At 68.2% G+C, this 19,605-nt stretch carries 21 protein-coding genes and 1 pseudogene; 10 read left to right on the forward strand and 12 right to left on the reverse strand.

Going from position 1 to position 19,605, the window contains the following annotated elements:
- Window positions 1-67: 67 nt before the first annotated feature.
- The 3 genes from QM841_RS08420 to QM841_RS08430 form a co-directional block, all read right to left on the reverse strand.
- On the reverse strand, window positions 68-994 hold the full coding sequence (locus QM841_RS08420; protein WP_283331583.1) for a cation diffusion facilitator family transporter: 927 nt from the start codon (window positions 992-994) through the stop codon (window positions 68-70).
- Between the two features lie 72 nt (window positions 995-1,066).
- Window positions 1,067-2,134: an FUSC family protein gene (locus QM841_RS08425; protein WP_283331584.1), complete on the reverse strand. Its 1,068-nt coding sequence runs from the start codon at window positions 2,132-2,134 to the stop codon at window positions 1,067-1,069.
- Window positions 2,135-2,198: 64 nt separating this feature from the next.
- Window positions 2,199-2,615 carry a DUF3151 domain-containing protein gene (locus QM841_RS08430; protein ID WP_283331585.1) on the reverse strand — a complete coding sequence of 139 codons (417 nt, stop codon included), beginning with the start codon at window positions 2,613-2,615 and terminating at the stop codon, window positions 2,199-2,201.
- Between the two features lie 138 nt (window positions 2,616-2,753).
- Between QM841_RS08430 and QM841_RS08435 the strand changes: the two genes are divergently transcribed.
- Window positions 2,754-3,887, forward strand: coding sequence for an Rv0361 family membrane protein (locus tag QM841_RS08435; protein WP_283331586.1), 1,134 nt, complete (start codon window positions 2,754-2,756; stop codon window positions 3,885-3,887).
- A 59-nt stretch (window positions 3,888-3,946) separates the two neighbouring features.
- On the opposite strand, the gene fbaA is transcribed toward QM841_RS08435, so the two are convergent.
- The gene (fbaA, locus tag QM841_RS08440; RefSeq protein WP_280784147.1) at window positions 3,947-4,981 is read right to left on the reverse strand and encodes a class II fructose-bisphosphate aldolase; all 1,035 of its coding nucleotides are present in this window, start codon (window positions 4,979-4,981) and stop codon (window positions 3,947-3,949) included.
- A gap of 204 nt (window positions 4,982-5,185) precedes the next feature.
- On the opposite strand from fbaA, the gene QM841_RS08445 reads away from it, so the two are divergent.
- A complete protein-coding gene (locus QM841_RS08445) occupies window positions 5,186-5,917 on the forward strand; it encodes a VTT domain-containing protein (RefSeq protein WP_280784148.1) in 732 nt (243 codons plus the stop codon).
- 24 nt (window positions 5,918-5,941) lie between these two features.
- Window positions 5,942-6,607 (forward strand): DedA family protein, encoded by a 666-nt coding sequence (locus tag QM841_RS08450; RefSeq protein WP_005260048.1) that lies wholly within the window; start codon window positions 5,942-5,944, stop codon window positions 6,605-6,607.
- Here the strand turns inward: QM841_RS08450 and QM841_RS08455 are convergent.
- The 5 genes and pseudogenes from QM841_RS08455 to QM841_RS08475 all read right to left on the reverse strand — a co-directional run.
- Window positions 6,604-7,258: pseudogene (locus tag QM841_RS08455) on the reverse strand (GTP-binding protein); the annotation flags it as partial. The gene QM841_RS08450 and the pseudogene QM841_RS08455 overlap by 4 nt on opposite strands.
- Window positions 7,259-7,345: 87 nt before the next feature.
- Window positions 7,346-8,701 carry an LLM class flavin-dependent oxidoreductase gene (locus QM841_RS08460; protein ID WP_283331587.1) on the reverse strand — a complete coding sequence of 452 codons (1,356 nt, stop codon included), beginning with the start codon at window positions 8,699-8,701 and terminating at the stop codon, window positions 7,346-7,348.
- Between the two features lie 68 nt (window positions 8,702-8,769).
- Window positions 8,770-9,888: a glycoside hydrolase family 76 protein gene (locus QM841_RS08465; protein ID WP_280784150.1), complete on the reverse strand. Its 1,119-nt coding sequence runs from the start codon at window positions 9,886-9,888 to the stop codon at window positions 8,770-8,772.
- A 34-nt stretch (window positions 9,889-9,922) separates the two neighbouring features.
- On the reverse strand, window positions 9,923-10,609 hold the full coding sequence (locus QM841_RS08470; RefSeq protein WP_283331588.1) for a TrmH family RNA methyltransferase: 687 nt from the start codon (window positions 10,607-10,609) through the stop codon (window positions 9,923-9,925).
- Window positions 10,610-10,613: 4 nt separating this feature from the next.
- Window positions 10,614-11,213, reverse strand: a complete 600-nt coding sequence (locus tag QM841_RS08475; protein WP_280784152.1) for a hypothetical protein — start codon at window positions 11,211-11,213, stop codon at window positions 10,614-10,616.
- Between the two features lie 114 nt (window positions 11,214-11,327).
- Between QM841_RS08475 and QM841_RS08480 the strand changes: the two genes are divergently transcribed.
- Window positions 11,328-11,774 (forward strand): hypothetical protein, encoded by a 447-nt coding sequence (locus QM841_RS08480; protein WP_283331589.1) that lies wholly within the window; start codon window positions 11,328-11,330, stop codon window positions 11,772-11,774.
- Here QM841_RS08480 and QM841_RS08485 read toward each other — a convergent pair.
- Complete coding sequence (locus QM841_RS08485; protein ID WP_283331590.1) at window positions 11,758-12,486, reverse strand: lysoplasmalogenase family protein; 729 nt, start codon at window positions 12,484-12,486, stop codon at window positions 11,758-11,760. The genes QM841_RS08480 and QM841_RS08485 overlap by 17 nt on opposite strands.
- 102 nt (window positions 12,487-12,588) lie before the next feature.
- Here QM841_RS08485 and QM841_RS08490 point away from each other — a divergent pair, with 102 nt between their 5' ends.
- Window positions 12,589-13,230 (forward strand): ScbR family autoregulator-binding transcription factor, encoded by a 642-nt coding sequence (locus QM841_RS08490; RefSeq protein WP_280784155.1) that lies wholly within the window; start codon window positions 12,589-12,591, stop codon window positions 13,228-13,230.
- 4 nt (window positions 13,231-13,234) lie between these two features.
- Here the strand turns inward: QM841_RS08490 and QM841_RS08495 are convergent, their stop codons facing one another.
- Window positions 13,235-13,528, reverse strand: a complete 294-nt coding sequence (locus QM841_RS08495; protein WP_283331591.1) for a hypothetical protein — start codon at window positions 13,526-13,528, stop codon at window positions 13,235-13,237.
- A 245-nt stretch (window positions 13,529-13,773) separates the two neighbouring features.
- Here QM841_RS08495 and QM841_RS08500 point away from each other — a divergent pair, with 245 nt between their 5' ends.
- Complete coding sequence (locus QM841_RS08500; protein WP_280784157.1) at window positions 13,774-15,042, forward strand: benzoate/H(+) symporter BenE family transporter; 1,269 nt, start codon at window positions 13,774-13,776, stop codon at window positions 15,040-15,042.
- 4 nt (window positions 15,043-15,046) lie between these two features.
- Here QM841_RS08500 and QM841_RS08505 read toward each other — a convergent pair whose 3' ends face one another.
- Entirely contained in the window at window positions 15,047-15,544 is a 498-nt protein-coding gene (locus tag QM841_RS08505) for a DnaJ family domain-containing protein (protein ID WP_280784158.1), read from the reverse strand.
- Between the two features lie 131 nt (window positions 15,545-15,675).
- On the opposite strand from QM841_RS08505, the gene QM841_RS08510 reads away from it, so the two are divergent.
- The 4 genes from QM841_RS08510 (at window position 15,676) to QM841_RS08525 (ending at window position 19,512) form a co-directional block, all read left to right on the forward strand.
- The gene (locus tag QM841_RS08510; RefSeq protein ID WP_283331592.1) at window positions 15,676-17,223 is read left to right on the forward strand and encodes a flavin-containing monooxygenase; all 1,548 of its coding nucleotides are present in this window, start codon (window positions 15,676-15,678) and stop codon (window positions 17,221-17,223) included.
- Window positions 17,220-17,675: an SRPBCC family protein gene (locus QM841_RS08515; RefSeq protein ID WP_283331593.1), complete on the forward strand. Its 456-nt coding sequence runs from the start codon at window positions 17,220-17,222 to the stop codon at window positions 17,673-17,675. Before QM841_RS08510 ends, QM841_RS08515 begins: the two co-directional genes overlap by 4 nt.
- Window positions 17,676-17,768: 93 nt before the next feature.
- A complete protein-coding gene (locus QM841_RS08520) occupies window positions 17,769-18,209 on the forward strand; it encodes a MarR family winged helix-turn-helix transcriptional regulator (RefSeq protein ID WP_283331594.1) in 441 nt (146 codons plus the stop codon).
- 34 nt (window positions 18,210-18,243) lie between these two features.
- Complete coding sequence (locus tag QM841_RS08525) at window positions 18,244-19,512, forward strand: MFS transporter (RefSeq protein WP_011597697.1); 1,269 nt, start codon at window positions 18,244-18,246, stop codon at window positions 19,510-19,512.
- Window positions 19,513-19,605 lie beyond the last annotated feature (93 nt).

Consider the following 19,605-nt stretch of genomic DNA (forward strand, 5'->3'; position numbering starts at 1 on the left):
TGTTCCCTTTCGTGAGTCGTCCCGCAACGATTTCCCGCCGCGATAGCGGACGAAACAGACAGGGCGCCTACCAGGTGACGTTCTCGGCGCAGTGGCGTCCGTTGGCGGTGGATTCCACCTGCACTGTCGCGTGCGAGAGCAGGTGGCTCTCGAGGACGGTCCGCGCCGATTCGAGGACGACGGACGAGTCGGCGTCCGTGGTGAGGTGGACGGTGGCCACGTCCATTCCCGTCGTGAGCGTCCATATGTGGAGGTCGTGCACGCCGGTGACCCCGGGTAGCGCTTCGAGGTCGGCCTGGACCGATTCGACATCGACGTCCTCGGGGGACGCCTGCGTGAGGATGCGCAGCGACGCGGCGGCGAGTTTCATCGCCCGCGGCACCACCCACAGCGAGATGAGGACACCGACGATGATGTCGGCGTAGGTCCAGTCGAACGCCAGCACGACGCCGCCGGCGATGAGCACGCCGACGCTGCCGACGGCGTCCGCGAGCACTTCGAGGTAGGCGCCGCGGACGGCCAGGCTGTCCTTGGAATCGGCGCGCAGCATCAGCATCACCACGAGGTTCGCGGCGAGTCCGACGGATGCGGTGAGGATCAGCGCCATGCCGGGAAGGTCGGGGGCGTCGCCGATGCGGGAGATCGCCTCGTAGAACACCCAGACCGCGACGGCGAGCAGCATCGCGGCGTTGGCCATGGCCGTGAGCACTTCGGCGCGATGCCAGCCGAAGGTCCGGGCCGCGGTGGCACTGCCCTTGCGTGCCAGGAGAAGTGCGACGAGCCCCATCGACATTCCGACGACGTCGGTCAGCATGTGCCCGGCGTCGGCGAGCAGCGACAGCGAGTTGACGGTGAGACCGACGACGACCTCGAGAACCAGGAACGCGAGGAGGATGACGAGAGCGATCACCATGCGGCGGATCCGACCCCGCGACGGGCCTACCTCACCGCTGCCTTGCGTATGGCCGTGCGAATGGCCGTGACCGACTCCCATGGGTGAGCCTCCTCCCGAGTTGTGCCGATCATATGCGTACATACGCATATGTTCAACAGCGTGCTCGGGCGGTCAGAGCTCGGGACGATAGGCCGGCTTCTCCACGGTGGGCGGCAGGGTGGCGATGGCCGAGATGCGCTTCAGCCCCGCAACCTGCAGAAGGTCGACGGTCAGCGACCGGATCTGCGCGAAGACGACCGTGGCCGACAAGCCCGCGTTCTCCACCAGTTCCGGTTTCAGTCCAGACGCCACCGAACGCAGCACTCGCGCCGCCTCGGCCTGATCGGGTTGCTGACCGGGGTCGGCGAGCGCCATCTGCCGGAGGGTTTCCAAGGCGTGGGCGAGTTTCTCCACCTGGTCGACGAGCCGTGGGTTGAGAATCTCGTCGTCACGCACCAGCGTGAGCGAACGCCGCGCGAGAACCCGGATGTTGCGCAACGCATTGTCGAGTGGGTCCGCGGCCGCGGTGAGTCGTTCGAGCCGGCCGCGGGTGTTCCAGTACAGCGGCGAGATTCGGCTGATCTCACGGCCGCCGGCGAGGTGGGTCCGCAGCGTGTCGATGGACGCCTGCGTTGCCCTCGCCTTTTGGAGGGCCTTCTCGATAGGCTTCTCGTCGTTGGCCACCAGACCGTCTGCCACCAGCTGCATCACCTCGGACGCCGTCCCGAGAACGTTCGCGGCGTACTTCCGCGCCCGCCCCACGGGATGCGTGGGGATCAGCGCGACGACGGCGATCCCCACCAGACCACCGGTCAAGGCGTCCACCATGCGGTCGATACCGGCGGTGCCGCCGGGTGGCAGCAACGTCGCCACAAGCACCGCGGAGTTACCCGCCTGCATCGAGAAGATCGGTCCGCTGTTCAGCAATACGGCCGCGGACATCGCCAGGATCACGACGAGAGTGATCTGCCAGGTACCGCTCCCGATGACGGAGACGATGAGGTCGCCGACCCCGATCCCGATCGTGACACCGGCCACCAACTCGACGGAACGGCGCAGGCGGGCGCCGAGAGACAGCCCCAGCGACACCACCGCCGCGATCGGCGCGAAGAACGGCGTCGGGTGACCGATCACCACCGTCGCCACCCACCAGGCGGCGCCGGCAGCGATCGCGCACTGCAGGATCGGCAGTGCCGACACCCGCAGTCGCTGGGCCGAAGTCCTCAGCCCGTCCCGGCCACGGACTTTCGCCGAGCTGAGGGCGCTAACCGACGCCAAGCGCTTCGGCGGCTCGGGGATCGCAGTCCTCGAGCAGATCGAGGCACCGCGCGTACTCGTCCGTTTCGCCGATCGCCTTCGCCGCCTTCGCCAGCACGGCGACGCACCGGAGGAAACCACGGTTGGGTTCGTGGCTGTACGGAACCGGGCCGAAACCCTTCCACCCGTTTCGACGCAACTGGTCCAGTCCACGGTGGTACCCGGTGCGCGCGTAGGCGTACGCCGCGATGGTCTCCTCGGCCTGGAGGGCCGCCTCGGCCAGGTAGGCCCATGCGATGGATGCGGTGGGATGGGCGGCTGCGACGGAAGCCGGATCCTCGTGGTTCAACAGGGCCGACTCGGCCTCGTCGTCCCCGGGGAGCAGCGTGGGCTGTGGTCCGAGAAGGTCACCGAAAGACGTCATGCGCCTATTGTGCCCCCGCCGCGACGCCGTCACTGCGTCGGCCCGCGTCCGCGACGCGCCCTGTCGCGGTCTCCGATGACGCAGGATGTCGTTAGGCTGCCCCCAACGTTCATTTCTCTGCAGACCGAGGGGCAGCGAGTGCAGGACCCGAAGAAAGACGAATCGACTCAGAAGCCGGCCGCGGACACACCGTCCGGCCCGGCCGCGGCCGGCACCACCGCAGGCAAGGGTGCCGGCGGCGCCGACGCGACTGCGAAGCCTGCGAAGACCGCGCAGCCCGCGGCGGACGCAGAGCCCGCCGCACCGAAGTCGCCCGAGCCGAAGCCCCCGCAGAGGAAGGCGCCCGAGAAGGTAGCAGAGAAGAAGGCCGACGAACCGCAGCCCGAATTGCCCAAGCCTCCGGCACCACGCCCACGAGCGGAGACACCTCAGGCCGGCCCGGACTCTGCCGCGAAACCCGTGGACAAGGCATCCGAGGCGGCCACCACCGCGATCCCGACGCAGAAGAGCGTGCCGGCATCGGGCGACGCCGCGACCGTGAAGATGCACCGCGCAGCGACCACACAGACCCCGCAGGGGCAGGGGCAGGCGACACCGCCGTCGGACGACGAGACCGTCGCGATCCCGGTGACGAAGCCCGCCGTCCCGGCGACGCCGCCGCCACCCCGACCTGCCGCCGCCCAGCCGAACCAGCCTCAGAACGCGCGGCCCGTGCCCCCGCCGCCCGCTCCCCCTCGGCCGGCGCCCGCCCCGCCGAAGGCCGCACCGCAGCGGGTGCTGCCGCCCCAGCAGAGCGCGCCGCAGCGTGTCGCCGCGGCGCAGCAGCCTGCGAAGAAGCACGGCAAGGCGTGGCTGTTCGCCGCGATCGCCGCCGGCGTCATCGTCGTCGCCGCCATCGCGGTCGCCGGCGTGATCGTCTACAACAACAACCAGGCCGAGAACTCCCCCGAGGCCCAGGTGCAGGGAACGATCGACACGTTCGTCGCGGCCCTCACCCAGGGCGATCTGGCGACGCTGCGCACCAGCACCTGCGGCAGCCTCGCCGAGTACTACCAGGGCATCGCGGATCAGGATTTCGCCGAGGTCCACCAGGTCGCCGTGAACCAGCAGAACATTCCGGTGGTCGGCGGCGTCGACGCCGTGCAGATCACCGGCGACAGCGCCATCGCCCAGGTGAAGGCCCACACGGCCGCCAACCCCGGCGAGCAGTCGTGGCGCACGTTCAACCTCGAGAAGGTCGACGGCACCTGGAAGATCTGCGACCCCCGATAAACGACTGTGCGCCTTTCCGGTAGCGGTGGCTACCGGAAAGGCGCACGGGCGCGAAGCGCCTATCCGGAGACGGAACGTCCCGCGGACTTGAGGTCGTTGCAGGCCTCGACGACACGGGCAGTCATGCCGGCCTCGGCCTTCTTCAGGTAGCTGCGCGGGTCGTAGACCTTCTTGTTGCCGACCTCGCCGTCGACCTTCAGCACGCCGTCGTAGTTGGTGAACATGTGACCCACGATCGGACGGGTGAACGCGTACTGGGTGTCGGTGTCGACGTTCATCTTGACGACGCCGTAGTTCAGCGCGGCCTCGATCTCCGACTTCAGCGAGCCCGATCCACCGTGGAAGACGAAGTCGAACGGCTGCGAGCTCTCGGACAGCCCCAGCTTGGCGGCGGCGACCTTCTGGCCGGTCTCGAGCACCTCGGGACGCAGCTTGACGTTGCCCGGCTTGTAGACGCCGTGCACGTTGCCGAACGTCGCGGCCAGCAGGTACTTGCCGTTCTCGCCGGTGCCGAGGGCGTCGACGGTCTTCTCGAAGTCCTCGGGCGAGGTGTACAGCTTGTCGTTGATCTCGGCTTCCACACCGTCCTCTTCGCCACCGACGACGCCGATCTCGACCTCGAGGATGATGTTGGCGGCCTTCGCCTTCGCGAGGAGTTCCTTGGCGATCTCCAGGTTCTCGTCGATCGGGACAGCCGAACCGTCCCACATGTGGGACTGGAACAGCGGGTTGCGGCCGGCCTCGACGCGCTGCCGCGAGATCTCCAGCAGCGGGCGGACGAACGTGTCGAGCTTGTCCTTGGGGCAGTGGTCGGTGTGCAGGGCGATCGTGACGTCGTACTTGGCAGCGATCACGTGCGCGAACTCGGCGAGTGCGACCGCGCCAGTCACCATGTCCTTGACGCCCAGGCCCGAACCGAACTCGGCGCCACCGGTCGAGAACTGGATGATGCCGTCACTGCCGGCGTCCGCGAAGCCCTTGATGGCGGCGTTGATGGTTTCGGAAGAAGTGCAGTTGATGGCGGGGAAGGCAAAGGAGTGCTCCTTGGCCCGACCAAGCATCTCGGCGTAGACCTCGGGAGTCGCGATTGGCACGGCGGCAGTCCTCCATTAAGAGTCGATTTCGGCGCGCGCGATCAGCGCAGCGCGCGATGTGGTCCTAGCAGTATGGCAATACCGGTAGCGTACGTCTCCCGGTGGCTGTCGCGGCACCCCGTTTCGACAGGTCCACGACCCGGCCGAAACTCCATGACCTGCAGTATTCCGTCAGTCGGGGAATACGCCGGTACGCTGAGGGCCGTGATTGTGCAGGCAGCATCGGATTCCGTGACCAACCTCGCGTTGTTGCCGGGATTCCTCGACCCGGTGAACCTCCTCAACTCCTTCGGCACGTGGGTGCTCGTCGGACTTCTCCTGGTCGTCTTCATCGAGTCGGGATTGCTGTTCCCCCTGCTCCCCGGCGACTCGCTTCTCTTCACCGCGGGACTCATCGCGGCGTCGAAGTCGACGGAGATCGAACCGTTCGCCCCCATCTGGGCGCTACTGGTTCTGATCCCCATCGCCGCGATCCTCGGCGACCAGGTGGGCTTCTTCATCGGCAGCAAGGGCGGTACCGCCCTGTTCAAGCATGACGACGCGCGGTTCTTCAAGAAGAAGTACATCGACGAGTCGCACGCCTTCTTCGAGAAGCACGGCCCGATCACCATCATCCTGGCCCGCTTCGTTCCGATCGTGCGCACGTTCGCGCCGGTCGTCGCGGGTGCGTCACGGATGAAGTACTCGCTGTTCCTGACGTACAACATCGTGGGCGGCATCCTGTGGGGCGCCGGCGTCACGCTGCTCGGCTACCTGCTCGGTCAGATCGAGTTCATCCGCGACAACGTCGACATCATCTTCCTGCTGATCGTCTTCGTGTCCGTCCTGCCGATCGTTCTCGAGGTGGGCAAGCGCGTCGTGAAGTCGCGGCAGAGCGCGGGCGCCACGACCGAGGACGCGCAGCCGGTCACCACACCCACCGATCCGACCTCCTGAAACCGATCGAGTAGCGCACTGACGATGGTCACCACGGCAGCAGGCACCTTCGGGCCTCTCGTCTCGGCGGGCCCGGCGCTGGTCTGGATCGTCGTCCTCGCATTCGTGTTCATCGAGTGCGCGGTGATCCTGGGCCTGTTCCTGCCCGGCGACTCGATGCTGATCACCGCCGGAATCGTGCTGGCCAACCATGCGTCGGGCGCCGGCCACGTGTGGGCGTTGTCGGTCGGCGCGATGATCGCCGCCATCTGCGGAAACCAGGTGGGGTACGTCATCGGTCACCGCACCGGCAACCGCATCCTCGCCCGCAAGGGCGGGAAGTATCTCAACTACACCAACCTGCACAAGGTCAACGTCCTGCTGGAGAAGCACGGCTTCTGGGCGGTCCTCATCGCCCGCTGGATTCCGTGGGTCCGCACCCTGTGCCCGCTGGTCGCCGGCGCGGCCAAGATGAACCACACCAAGTACACGATCGCCAGCACCATCGGCGCCATCTTTTGGGCCCCCGTCCTGCTGCTCATCGGCTTCTACTTCGGCTCTTTCCTGGACCGGGTGTCGTGGCTGATGCCGGCCGTGCTCGCCGGGATGGTCGCGCTGCTGGTGATCGGCACCGTGCTCGGGGTGTGGCACTACCGGCAGGAGATGGCGCGGCCGCCCGAAGAAGTGGCCGTCGAAGAAGTTCTGGACTAGTGCCGATGCACCGCGTCCCACGCGGGCAGCGGGTCGTCGAACCGAACCCAGGCCGACGGCCCTGACGCCAGCTCGTCGTCGGTGAGCAGCGCCGGCTCCAGGATCCGCCGCGGACCGCCGGGGTCGAGGCGGATCCCGATGAACACGATCTCCTCCCCCGGTGTCTCGTGCGCGGACGCCCACAGCTGGGCCGGCTCGATCACGAGGTTCGGACCGGCCTGCGACCAGACGGCGGCGAGGTCCGGGCGGATCGCGGCCCAGCCGGGCAGCTCGGCCGCGACCTCCGAGTTGTACAGGCCGGTCCCGAGAACCTCACCGGGATCCACGACGCCGCGCGTGGTGCGCAGCAGTGTCGCGGTGGGGTTGAGCCTGCGCACGGTGGCCTCGCTCACCGAGGAACGTCGACGCATCCACCACCGTCACCATCGTGTCGAGGGCGGCCACCGAACCGAGACTGAACCCGTCTTCGAACTCCCAGTCGAACGTGGCGGCGACGGGCATCGGTTCGGAGATGCCGGTCGATTCGATGACGAGATGGTCGAACCGGCCCTCCTTCGCCAGCCGCGCGACAGCCTCGACGAGGTCTTCCCGCAGGGTGCAGCAGATGCAGCCGTTGGTGAGCTCGACGAGTTTCTCCTGCGTCCGGTCCATCCGCAGCCGCGGGCTCCCGATGTCACACCCGTCCACTCGAACGGAACGGATGCGACACCGGGCGCGAGCGGACGCCGGCGGCCGCGCCTACAGCGCGACGGCGCCGGACGCGTCGGCGTACTGGCTCTCGGGGCGGGGCAGACCGAAGTGGTCGCGCAGTGTGGCGCCCGAGTACTCGGTGCGGAAGAGCCCGCGCTCCTGCAGGATCGGGACCACCTTCTCCGCGAACACCTCGAGACCGCCCGGGTAGTACGGCGGCATGACGTTGAAACCGTCCGCCGCGCCCTGCGTGAACCATTCCTCGATGGTGTCGGCCACCTGCACCGGCGTCCCGACGACGACCCGGTGCCCGCGCGCACCGGCGAGACGGTGCAGCAATCCGCGCAGGGTCGGGTTCTCCCGCTCGACGATCCCGGCGATCACCTGCAGGCGACTCTGCTGGTTGTCCGTGACGTCGCCGGCGTCCCCGAACAGTCCGGCGGGCACGGGGGCGTCGAGTTCGAGGTGGCGCACGCTCGAACCCGTGAGGCTCTCGAGCTGGGCGAGCCCGTACTCGGGCGACGTGAGTTCGTTGAACTCCCGCTCCAGGTCGCGGGCCTCGGCCTCGGTGTCGCCGAGGAACGGGCTGATGCCGGGCAGGATCTTCACGTGATCGGGGTTGCGACCGTACTGCGTCGCGCGCTGCTTGACGTCCGCGTAGAACGCCTGCCCGTCGGACAGCCGCTGGTGCGCGGTGAAGATGGCCTCGGCGTACTGGCCCGCGAATGCGCGGCCCTCGTTGGACGCACCCGCCTGCACCAGCACCGGGTGTCCCTGCGGGGAGCGTGGCGCGTTGAACGGTCCCCGCACCCGCAGGTGGCGCCCCACGTAGTTGATCTCGTGGATCTTCGCCGGGTCCGCGTAGATGCCTGCGGCCTTGTCGATCAGGATGGCGTCGTCTTCCCAGCTGTCCCACAGCTTGACGGTCGCGTCGACGAACTCCCGCGCCCGCGCATAGCGGTCGGCGTGATCGGGGTGGCCGGCGAGCCCGAAGTTGGCGGCCGCCAGGTCGGTTCCGGTGGTCACGATGTTCCAGCCGGCCCGGCCGCGGGAGATGTGGTCGAGGGACGCGAACAGCCGCGCCAGATTGTAGGGCTCGAAGTACGTCGTGGACGCGGTCGCGATCAGGCCGATCCGTTCGGTGGCGGTCGCGATGGCGGTCAGCAGCGTGATGGGTTCGAGCGCTCCGGCGGCGCCGTGCTCGACGTCGCTGCGCAGGGCCGGACCGTCGGCGAAGAAGATCGCGTCCAGCTTCGCCGCCTCCGCGGTCCGCGCGATGTCCTGGAAGTAGGAGACGTCGTACAGCCGCTCGGGCGTCGTGAGCGGGTGGCGCCACGCCGACTCGTGGTGCCCGGCCGGGTAGATGAACGCGTTGAGACTCAGCTGCCGCTGTTGATCTGACATAACGAACTGTTTAGCAGCGCCGAATCGGGGGCGACACGGTTAATTTTCGCGTGATTCGAACCGTCGCTCTAGCGGCGGGGATACCCTGCCGCGGAAACCATGTGCGCGGCCTCCATCAGCATCCAGCCGCCGAGCTGGACGGACATGTCGCGTTCCGGGACCCCGGACGACCGCACGGTGCCCCCGGTGAACGTGGCGATTCCCCCGCCCAGCCCCGGCAGCTGCGCCTGCTTGGTCCAATCGTGGCCGAACAGCGGCTGCCCCTCGATCTGCAGCCGGTTCTCCCAGGCCGATTCCGCGGAGCTCAGCACGAGCTGGGCGGCGATCTCCCGTGCCCTGATGTCGGCGGGCGACTCCCACGGCAGCATCACCGCGGTCAGCGCCAGATACCGCGCGAGGATCCCGTTGAACAGGCCACCGTCTCCCCCACCGCCGCCGTTTATGACGCCGCGGGGTGCGAGGTGCTCGTCGATGGCGTCGACCAGCCGGTGAGTCCTGTTGCGGTGCCGCGGCGAACCGAGGCGCACGGCGAGTTCGGTTTCGAGGCCGAGAACGACGCCCTGACAGTACGAGTAGACGTTCCTTTCGATTTCACCACCCGGGTGGATGCCGTCGACGATCAGGTTGGTGTGCACGTCCCGCAGCGTGTCGTCGATCCAGTCGGCCGTGGCCTGGGCGCGCCACAGCTTTCCGGTGCGGGCCAGCATGATCCCGGCGGGCCCGTTGGCCGGTGCGTTGTAGAAGTCAGAGCCCTTCCGCCACGGGATGCCGCCCCCGGCCTCGGGCGCCCAGGCGTCGAACAACTGGGATTCGAGCGCCTGCACCGCACTTCTGTTGTCTATGAAGTGCATTCGCTGGGCACGCTCGAGGGCGATACCCAGCCAGGCCATGTCGTCGTAATAGTTGTTGGTCCAGCCCGACAGGTTCCGCAAACGATGGCTACGCGCCAATTTCACGATGCGCCGACGACGGCGCGGCGTGGGGTCCCGTTCGAGCGCGTCCACGGCGCAGTCGAGCAGGTGGGCCTGCCACCAGTAGTGCCAGCTGAGGAACAGCCGCTCGCGCCGCACCGCCGGCCAGGCGACGACGCCCAGCGTGGTGCCCGGAAGCGCCCACAGCCGGCGAAGGTGCCTGCTCACCACCGCTTCTTCAGCGGCGTCCGCGCGCGCCGACCACGAGTCCTGCATGAGAGTTGATCTTGCCTATTCGCCGGGGGTTCCGCTACCAGGCACGGTCGAGGTCGGCGTGCTGACGCACCCACGCATGCATGGCGATTCCTGCGGCGACGCCCGCGTTGATGCTGCGGGTGGAACCGAACTGGGCGATCGACACCGTCATCGCCGCAACCTCTTTCGCCTGGTCCGTGACTCCCGGCCCCTCCTGGCCGAACAGGAGCACGCAGTCGCGGGGCAGTCTCGCCGTCTCGAGCGGGACGGACCCGGGCGTGTTGTCGACGGCCACGATGGTGAGACCCCGCTCACGTGCGAACTCGACGAGGCCGTCGACGTCCGAGTGATGGAGGACGTGCTGGTACCGATCGGTGACCATGGCCCCGCGCCGGTTCCAGCGGCGACGTCCCACGATGTGGACCGCGGCGGCGGCGAACGCGTTGGCGGTGCGCACCACCGTCCCGATGTTCGCGTCGTGGCCGAAATTCTCGATGGCCACGTGCAGCGGGTGGCGGCGGCTGTCGATGTCCGCGACGATCGCTTCCCGCGTCCAGTACCGGTAGGCGTCGACCACGTTGCGGCGATCGCCGCCGGCCAGCAGTTCGGGGTCGTAACGCGGGTCGGCGGGGACCGGGGTGTCGTGCTCCTCGGTCCACGGGCCCACGCCGTTCGGGTTGTCCCCCCATTCGGTGGGCCCCGCCTCGGCGACTTCGACCTGGCCGGTCTCGACTCCGCTCACGATGTCAGAACGTCTCGTTCGAATCGGGGGCGACGGTGAACCCGTGCGACGTCTCGTCGTTGGTGCACGTGACGGCCGTGGCCGTGGTGCTGCACGTGTAGCCGAGCTTGGTCAGTTTCGCCCCGGCGGGCAGGGCCGCGTCCGGTTCGTCGCCGCCCGACGTGTAGACGAGGCCACCCGCGCACATGAACGACGCCTCGCCGTCGTTCTCGACGCGGATCCCGTGACCCCAGTCGACCATGCAGTCGGCCGGGCGCGGCGGCACCGGGCTCGTCGACCCCTGACATCCGGCCTCGGTGCGGTTCGGCAGCTTGATGATGCCGCACTGGAACCCGCCGTCCGGGGACGTGAAGAAGTACGACTCATTGTGCTCGTAGGGGACGTCGACGAGCGTCGTGGTCGGCGCCTCCGTCGTCGTGGGCGGCGGCGCAACGGTCGTGGTGGTGGTCGTCGGCGGAACCGTGGTCGTGGTGGTGGTCACAGGAGCCGCGACAGTCGTCGTGGACGGCGGCGGTGCCACCGCGTCCGAGGACCCACCACACCCTGCGAGCATCATGGCCGAGCCAATGCTCAGACACACCAACGACACCCGACGCCACGCCATACGGCCACCTCCACACACGCTTACCTGCTGCCGACACTGCACTCTAACGGCAGTGCGGCGGTGGGGCCGCCTCGGCGACGCCGGGACGGGCTAACCTGGAGGTGGAGGCAATCGATGAATCATCAGCGCATCGTGCGGACGGTCTGCTTCGTCACGGTCGGCTACGTCATCGTCCTCGCCGTCTGGCTGGGATGGTTGATCGAGCACACCCCTCCCGCCACCATCCCGTACCAGATCATGGGATTGGTCGCCGCCTTCGGTTCGGCGCTGGGATTCGGGATGATGGCGGCCGAACGGCCCAGCCGCGCCGACCGCCTACTCGAACGACACGGGCTCGAAGGCTGGGCCCGGATCGAGCACGTCACTCCGCTTCGCCGCACCCCCGACAACGGCGAACTCACCGAACTGGATCTGCGGCTGACCGTGCCCGGTTCCGAGAGTTACGCCGGACGCGTCGTCTACGAGGTGCGGCGGGAGAACGCGACACGCTTCGTGCCCGGCGAGACGATCACCATTCTCGTGGACCCGAAGGACCGGGACCACATCATGCTCTGCCCGTGACCCGGCGACGCCCGAGCACGAGCATCCCCTCGACGAGCAGCAATTGGGCCGCAGCGTAGCTGGCGAGGATCACACCTTCCGCCACAGCCCTCCCCCGCTCACCCCGGATGAACAAGCGCCGCACCACGATCAGACCGTCGGAGGCGGTGAACAGCATCCCGCCCGCGCCGAGCCAGCTACGACGGTCGGTTCCCGGCACGGCTACATTCGCGACGACGTCCGCGCCGGGCGCGAGGGACGGATCGGCCGACAGGGTCGACGTGGTGCCGAGCAGCGACCCGTACGCGGTCAGCGGCACGGCGACCTCCTTCGCCCGCCCGCGGAGCAGCGCCGCCGCGCCTGCCCAGCCGGCGAACCGGGGAAGCAGTGCGGGCGCGGTTGGCCGGGCGCCTCGGCGAAACAACAACGCGGAATAGCCGACCTGCATGGCGGCGAACGAGGACGCGCCACGCACCAGGCGGGCGTCGTCGTCGGGATCGATCATGAAGACGTCGCCCACGGTCGCGGCCGTGAGACCGGCGAGGAGGAGCGCGACGTCGGCGGGGTCCGTGTCGGCGCGCCGCCGCAGCACGCGGGCGGCGAGCGCGGGCGCGATCAGTGGTTTCGCGACCTGCTGCCACCGTTCACGTCCGGTGACGGCCCCGACGACGGTGGCCAGCGTCGCACCGGCGAACACAGCGTGCTCGACACCCCAGTTGTTCTTCGACTTCACGTCTTCCTCCCACACTCGCGGACGTGCCGAGGTTACCGGCCCGAAGAGTGGTTGACTTGAGAGTGGACGCGACGGACAATCCGCGATTGTGAGGCACAGGTGATGGCAAAACAGGCGCGCGCGGCAGCCACCCGCCATCAGGTACTCGAGGGCGCGGCACTGAGCTTCGAGAAGCTCGGGTACGGCGGCGCGAGCCTGAGCGGGATCCTCTCCTACGCCGACGTGACGAAGGGCGCCTTGTACTTTCATTTCGAGTCCAAGGAAGCACTCGCCTGGGCCGTGATCAAGGAACAGCACGCCATGGCGATGCTGGCGGCGCAGCGAGTGCTCGCGACGGCGCAGTCACCGATGGAGGCGATCCTGTTGTGCGCCAAGGAGATGGCGCGCCAGCTGCTGACCGAGCCCATCGTGCGCGCGGGGGTGCGACTCACCCTGGAACTCGGTACGTCCCGCGGCCCGGCCACCGATCCCTACATCGACTGGACCGACACCCTCGTCGCGCTCGCGGGCAAGGCGCGGGAGGCGGGAGAACTGCGCGGGACCGTCGACCCTGCCGCCCTGGCCCGGTTCCTGGTCAGTTCGTTCACGGGTATGCAGTTGGTGTCCGAGGCACTGACCGGACGTTCCGACCTGTACGAGCGGTTGGCCGACATGTGGGCGCTGCTCCTGCCCTCGATCGCGTCGCCGGACATGTTGCCCCGCCTGCTCGAACTCGCGGCACTGCGCGACGACGTCGCGTCCTGAGGGCTCAGACCCCGCCGGGTGTGGGCGCGGGAGTGTCCGGCGCCGGATGCGGCAGATCGAGCGGTTGCGTCTGCGTCGGCACCGTCTGGACGACGGCGATCCGGGCGCCGTCCGGGATGGCGTCGACCGAGCAGATCGTTCCGAAGATGCCGAGCCCGCCGAACAACGCCAACAGTCCGTAGGCCAGGAACGTCGACGTCCGTTCGACGGCGGAACGCGGTTCGCGTTCCGCTGTCACCGTGGTGCGCCGCACGTACACGGCGCGTCGCTGTCGGGGAATTCGGGTGAGTTCAGCCATGTGGCCCTTCTTCGCATGGTTCGTCGGTGCGGGTGGTGTCGGGTCGACGCTTTCGAGTCTGTCGTGATGCCGCCCGGGTGTCGTTCACCCCAGGGATGGAAAGCGCCCCACCCAGGGTTCGGCGGCCCGGCGTGGGGCCCCGGGACGCGGGTGGTTATGATCCAGACCACACTCAGCATGTACGCACTGCGGATGACATGACCGCTCTGCGTACATTGCGAGTTTCGCCCGAGCAGGAAGGCCTCATGACGACCACCGAGGAACCGACTCGCAGCGACGACGTGCAGACCCGTCCCCCTCGCTTCGAGCGACCGCCGTGGCCGCCCGCGGGCCCGCGCCGCCTGCTCGGCGACCTCGGCGCCACCTACGCCGCCAACGGGTTGATCGGGCTGATCTTCTCCGCGACGGGTCCCGTGGCCGTGATCCTGGCCGCCGGCTCCGCGGGCGGACTGTCGCCCCAGCAGATGGCGTCGTGGATCTCCGGCGTCTTCTTCCTCAACGGCATCCTGACCGCCCTCGCCAGCTGGCTGTACCGTCAGCCGCTCGCGTTCTTCTGGACGATTCCCGGCACGATCATCGTCGGCGGCTCGCTCACCCACCTGTCGTGGCCGGAAGTGCTCGGCGCGTTTCTGGTGACCGGGCTCCTGATCCTCGCCCTCGGACTGACCGGGCGGGTGCGTCAGGTCATGGCGATGCTCCCCATGCCGATCGTCATGGCCATGGTGGCCGGCGTCTTCCTGAAGTTCGGCACCGACCTGGTCCGTGCCGTGGGAACCGATGCGGCCGTGGCCGTTCCGATGGTCGTCGCCTTCGTCGCCCTGGCATCGCGCGCCGCGCTCGGCCGGTGGATGCCACCGATCCTCGGCGCACTGCTCGTCGGGGCAGCCGCGGTGGCGGTCACGGGCCGCTTCCACCCGACCGGCTCGGGTACACCGTGGATCGCGGCGCCGATGTTCCAGGCTCCGCAGTTCACCTGGCAGGCGATCACCGAACTGGTCGTGCCGCTGGCGATCACGGTCATCGTCGTGCAGAACGGTCAGGGCGCGGCCGTGTTGACGTCCGCCGGCCACAAGCCGCCGATGAACGTCGGCACCGTCCTGTGCGGGGTCTGGTCCCTCGCCACCTCCGCCGTCGGAGCCGTCTCGACATGCCTGACGGGTCCGACCAACGCCCTGCTGGTGGCGTCCGGGCAGCGCACCAGGCAGTACACGGCGGCCGTCGCATGCGGGCTGCTCGCCATGGTCGTCGGCCTGTTCGCGCCGCTGTTCGTGCAGCTGATGCTGGCCACCCCGGTCGCGTTCGTCGCGACGCTCGGCGGGCTCGCGATGCTCCGGGCGCTGCAGGGTTCGTTCGTCGCCGCGTTCAGCTCCCGGCACACGCTCGGCGCGCTCGTGACCTTCCTCGTGACCGTGTCGAACATGCAGTTCCTCAACATCGGGGCCGCGTTCTGGGGGCTGATCGCCGGACTGCTCGTGTCCCGGGTGATGGAATCGGGTGATTTCCGGAAGGAGTGATCCGTCACCGTCTCCGCCGCCACCACCGCGTGCCCGTTCGGGGCGGATCCGGCTCGGGTTCCGGCGACGCCGTCACCTTCGGCTTCCGCGCCGGCCGGTTCTGCTGGCGCCAGGTCGCGACGACCTCGTCCGCGTCGACCGGACCGACCGGGATCCGTGGGCCGGAGGGGGCCCGTAACCAGGCGACGATCTGCAGGTTGAGCTGGGCCACCACGTCCCGCACCGCCCGCTCGGACGGCAGACCGCGGATCGTGTCGGGCAACCGCTCGATCTCCTTCCGCAGCTGCAGCGGTGTGGGAAGCAGCGAATCGGCGGGCAGATTCTCGCGCCGGAGGTAGTTCTTCACCCACCACAGTTCGTCGTCGACATCGCCCGCCGGAATCGGTTTACCCGAGCCGGGGAGATCGTCGAAGTCGCCGCGCTCCTGAGCCAGCCGGATCTGTTTGTCGATCCAGCTCTCGAAGCTCACCCCGGGAGGTTTGCGCTCGGTCACGGAGGACATTCTTCCAGGACCCGCCCACCCGCGGTTGCCGATGGCACTTGCCAAGGCACATACTTCCTTTTACTGTGACACGGCGTCTCAGTTAACTGGACCGGCGTTGGCGGTTCCACATCCACCCCAGGGAAGAAGCCATGACAGCGACAACCACTCAGCACGCCGCCGCACCCGACGGCAGCGGAGACGAGCGGCACCTGCGCGTCGTCGTGGTCGGCGCCGGACTGTCCGGGATCGCCGCCGCGGTCAAGCTCGAACGCGCCGGCATCACGGACTTCGTCGTCCTGGAGAAGTCCGATCGCGTCGGGGGCGTGTGGCGCGAGAACACGTACCCCGGGTGCGGTGTCGACATCCCCGCCCCCGTGTACTCGTTCTCCTTCCACCCCAATCCGCGGTGGCGCAGCAACTTCGCCCTGCAACCGGAACTGCTGGCCTACATCGAGGACACCGTCGACACGTTCGGTCTGCAGTCCAGGATCTCGATGCAGACCGAAGTTCGCGAAGCCGCATGGTCCGACGAGCGCCGACGCTGGATCCTCGACACCAGCCGCGGCACGATCGTCGCCCAGCACGTGATCTTCGCGGCGGGCCCCATCACCGAACCGAGCACTCCCGCCGTACCTGGAATCGACGCCTTCGACGGCGACATCTTCCACTCCGCCCGCTGGAACCACGACGTCGACCTCACCGGGAAGAGGGTCGCCGTCGTGGGCACCGGCGCGTCCGCGGTGCAGTTCATCCCGGAGATCCAGCCGGATGTCGAGGAGTTGTACGTCTTCCAGCGCACCCCGGCCTGGGTGGTGCCGCGCCTGGACTTTCCGTTCCCCCGCATCGCCCAGCGGGTGTTCGCGCGGGTGCCCGCGGTGCAGCGCGCGTTCCGGCGGCTCCTCGACGTCATCCTGCGGACGCTTACTTCGGTGATGCGCCGCGAACGTACCGCCCGGCTCCTCAACCCCATCGGTACCCGCTGGCTGGCCAGGCAGGTACCGGACCCGGCACTTCGCGCGGCCCTGACACCGAACTTCACGCTCGGATGCAAACGCCTCCTGCTGTCCAACACGTATCTTCCGGCGCTGACGAAAAGCAACGTCGAGCTGATTCCGCACGCCCTCACCCAGGTCGACGGACGCGTGGTCGTCGGAGCCGACGGCACCCGCCGCGAGGTCGACGTCATCATCTTCGGCACCGGCTTCGACGTGAGCCATCCACCGATCGCGAGCCGGATCCGCGGCCGGGACGGAACGCTGCTGTCGGAGAAGTGGTCGAAGAGCCCCGAGGCCTACCTGGCCACCACGACGCCCGGCGCACCGAACGCGTACATCATGCTGGGCCCGAACATCTTGGTGTACAACTCGTTTCTCGGACTGGCCGAGACCCAGCTCGACTACGTGATCGACGGACTCACCAAGGCGGAGCGGCAGGGCATCGAAGTGCTCGAGGTGCGCGATCAGCCGTTCCGCCGGTTCAACGACGCCGTGCAGAAGGGTCTGGAGCCCACCGTCTTCAACAACGGCGGTTGCAGTAGCTACTACCTCGACGCCGACGGCAGGAACTTCGCCGCATGGCCCTGGTCCACCGGGTCCCTGCGCCGTCGCCTCGCCCGGTTCGACCTCGAGAACTACGCCATCCGGCCGTACCGAACAGAGCAGCCCCCCGCCCTCCACCCGTCAGGAAAGTCACGATGATCGAGATCCATCACACTGCCGTCGCCGTCGCACCGGTCGCGGCCACGTTCGACTACGTGGACGACTATCGCCACGTCCCGTCCTGGATGTTCGGGATCACGAAATTCGATCCGATCGGCGACCAGGACCGGGGCCTCGGCGCGGTCTACGACGCCGCGATGAAGGTCGGCCCCAAGACCCTCGACTCCGTGGTGAAGGTCACCGGGTGGGAACGCAATTCGGTGATCGAGCTGGAATCGATCGACGGCCTGTACACCCAGTCGCGGTGGCAGTTCGAGGCAATCGGCGAGACCGAGACCCGCCTGACGGTCGACTTCCGCTACGACCTGCCCGGTGGACTCGCGGGTAAGGCGCTCGGCAAGATCATCGAGCCGTTCGTTGCGCAGGCGATCCGCCACACCGACGCCACCCTGCGGCGTCAGGTCGAGCAGGGCGCGAAGCACTCGTCCTGAGCTACACGGCCCGCACCCACTGAGGGGCGGATGCGGGCCGTGTAGCTCTTCATCGGGTTTACATAGTTAGTTAGCCTATGTAATGTGTTTGGCATGGACGACGACACACGGCTGCAGAGCCTGCTCGTCGACCTGGTCACGAATTCTCACCGATTCACCAGGCTCGCGAGCTCCTTCGGATCCGAGGCTCACCCCCGGCCGTGGACACGTGCCCTCGCCCTGCTCGACGACCAGGGCGAGATTCGGATCAGCGAGTTCGCCCGCATCGACCGATGCTCGCAACCGTCCGCCACCGCCCTCCTGCAGAAGCTGGCCGATCGCGGATACGTCGCCCGCCGACCCGATCCAGAGGACGCCCGGGCAGTCCGGGTGTCCATCACGGACCTGGGCCGCGAATGGCTGACCGTGGCCCGCAACGAGATCGCGGGTGCACTCGCCCCGCACTTCGCGGACCTCGAACCCGAGCAACTCGAACGACTGACGCAGGGCCTGTCGGAACTGCGCTCGATCGTCACATCGTCGGCGCGCGCCTGACCACCCATCCACACCCCGACATACATCGAAGGAGGTGGCCGTGAGCACCACGACCGCAACCGTCACGAACAGCACATCCAGCGAGGCTCCACCGAGCCTCCTCCACCAGCCGAAGTCGGTGTGGGCAGTCGCCTTCGCCAGCGTCATCGCGTTCATGGGCATCGGACTCGTCGACCCGATCCTCAAGCCGATCGGCGAACAACTCGACGCGACGCCGTCCCAGGTGTCGCTGCTGTTCACCAGCTACATGCTGGTCACCGGTGTCGCGATGCTCATCACCGGCGTCGTGTCGAGCCGGATCGGCGCCAAGAAAACCCTCCTCACCGGACTCGCCGTCATCGTCGTGTTCGCGGCGCTGGCAGGCAGCTCCGGCACCATCGGGCAGATCGTCGGCTTCCGCGCCGGCTGGGGACTGGGCAACGCCCTGTTCATCGCCACCGCGCTCGCCGCCATCGTCGGCGCGGCCAGCGGCGGCGTCGCGCGGGCCATCATCCTCTACGAGGCCGCGCTGGGCATCGGCATCGCCGTCGGCCCGCTGGTCGGTGGCGTCCTCGGCAACATCAGCTGGCGCGCACCGTTCTTCGGCGTCGCAGCCCTGATGGCCGTCGCGTTCATCCTCATCGTCGTGATGCTGCCGTCCGCGCCCAAGCCGGAGCACCGCACGTCGATCGCCGCGCCGTTCCTCGCCCTGCGCCACCGCGGCCTGCTCACCGTCGCGATCACCGCGCTGCTCTACAACTACGGCTTCTTCACACTGCTCGCGTACACACCGTTCCCGCTCGACATGGGCACGTACTCGATCGGATTCATCTTCTTCGGGTGGGGCCTCGCACTGGCCGTCGCGTCGGTGTTCCTCGCCCCGCGGCTACAGCGTCGCTTCGGCACGCTGCCGATGATGATGCTGGCCCTCGCACTGTTCGCCCTCGACCTCGCCATGATGGCCGCATTCACCGACAACAAGACCGTGCTCGTCGTCGGTGTCGTGCTCGCCGGGCTGTTCCTCGGTGTCAACAACACGCTCATCACCGAGACCGTGATGATCTCCGCACCCGTCGAGCGGTCGACGGCGTCCGCGGCGTACAGCTTCGTTCGCTTCGTCGGCGGCGCCGCAGCACCGTGGGTCGCGGGCAAGCTCGGTGAGAGCAACATCCACATGCCGTTCTGGGTCGGCGCCGTGTGCACCGCCGCCGCGATCATCGTGCTCGCGACCGGACGCAAGGTCCTCGCCCACGTCGACGAGCACGATCCCGAACCGCACAGCGTCGAGGAAGCACTGGCCGTCACGGTCGCCGACGCCGACTGACCACCCCCATGTGAGTGGCGAAGTGTGCCCCGGCACACTGTCTGAGTTCAGGACATGCAGGACAGTTGATGTCTCAGGACATCGAGGACACTG

The sequence above is a fragment of the Rhodococcus sp. IEGM 1307 genome, assembly GCF_030056915.1.
Taxonomy (GTDB): domain Bacteria; phylum Actinomycetota; class Actinomycetes; order Mycobacteriales; family Mycobacteriaceae; genus Rhodococcus_F; species Rhodococcus_F opacus_D.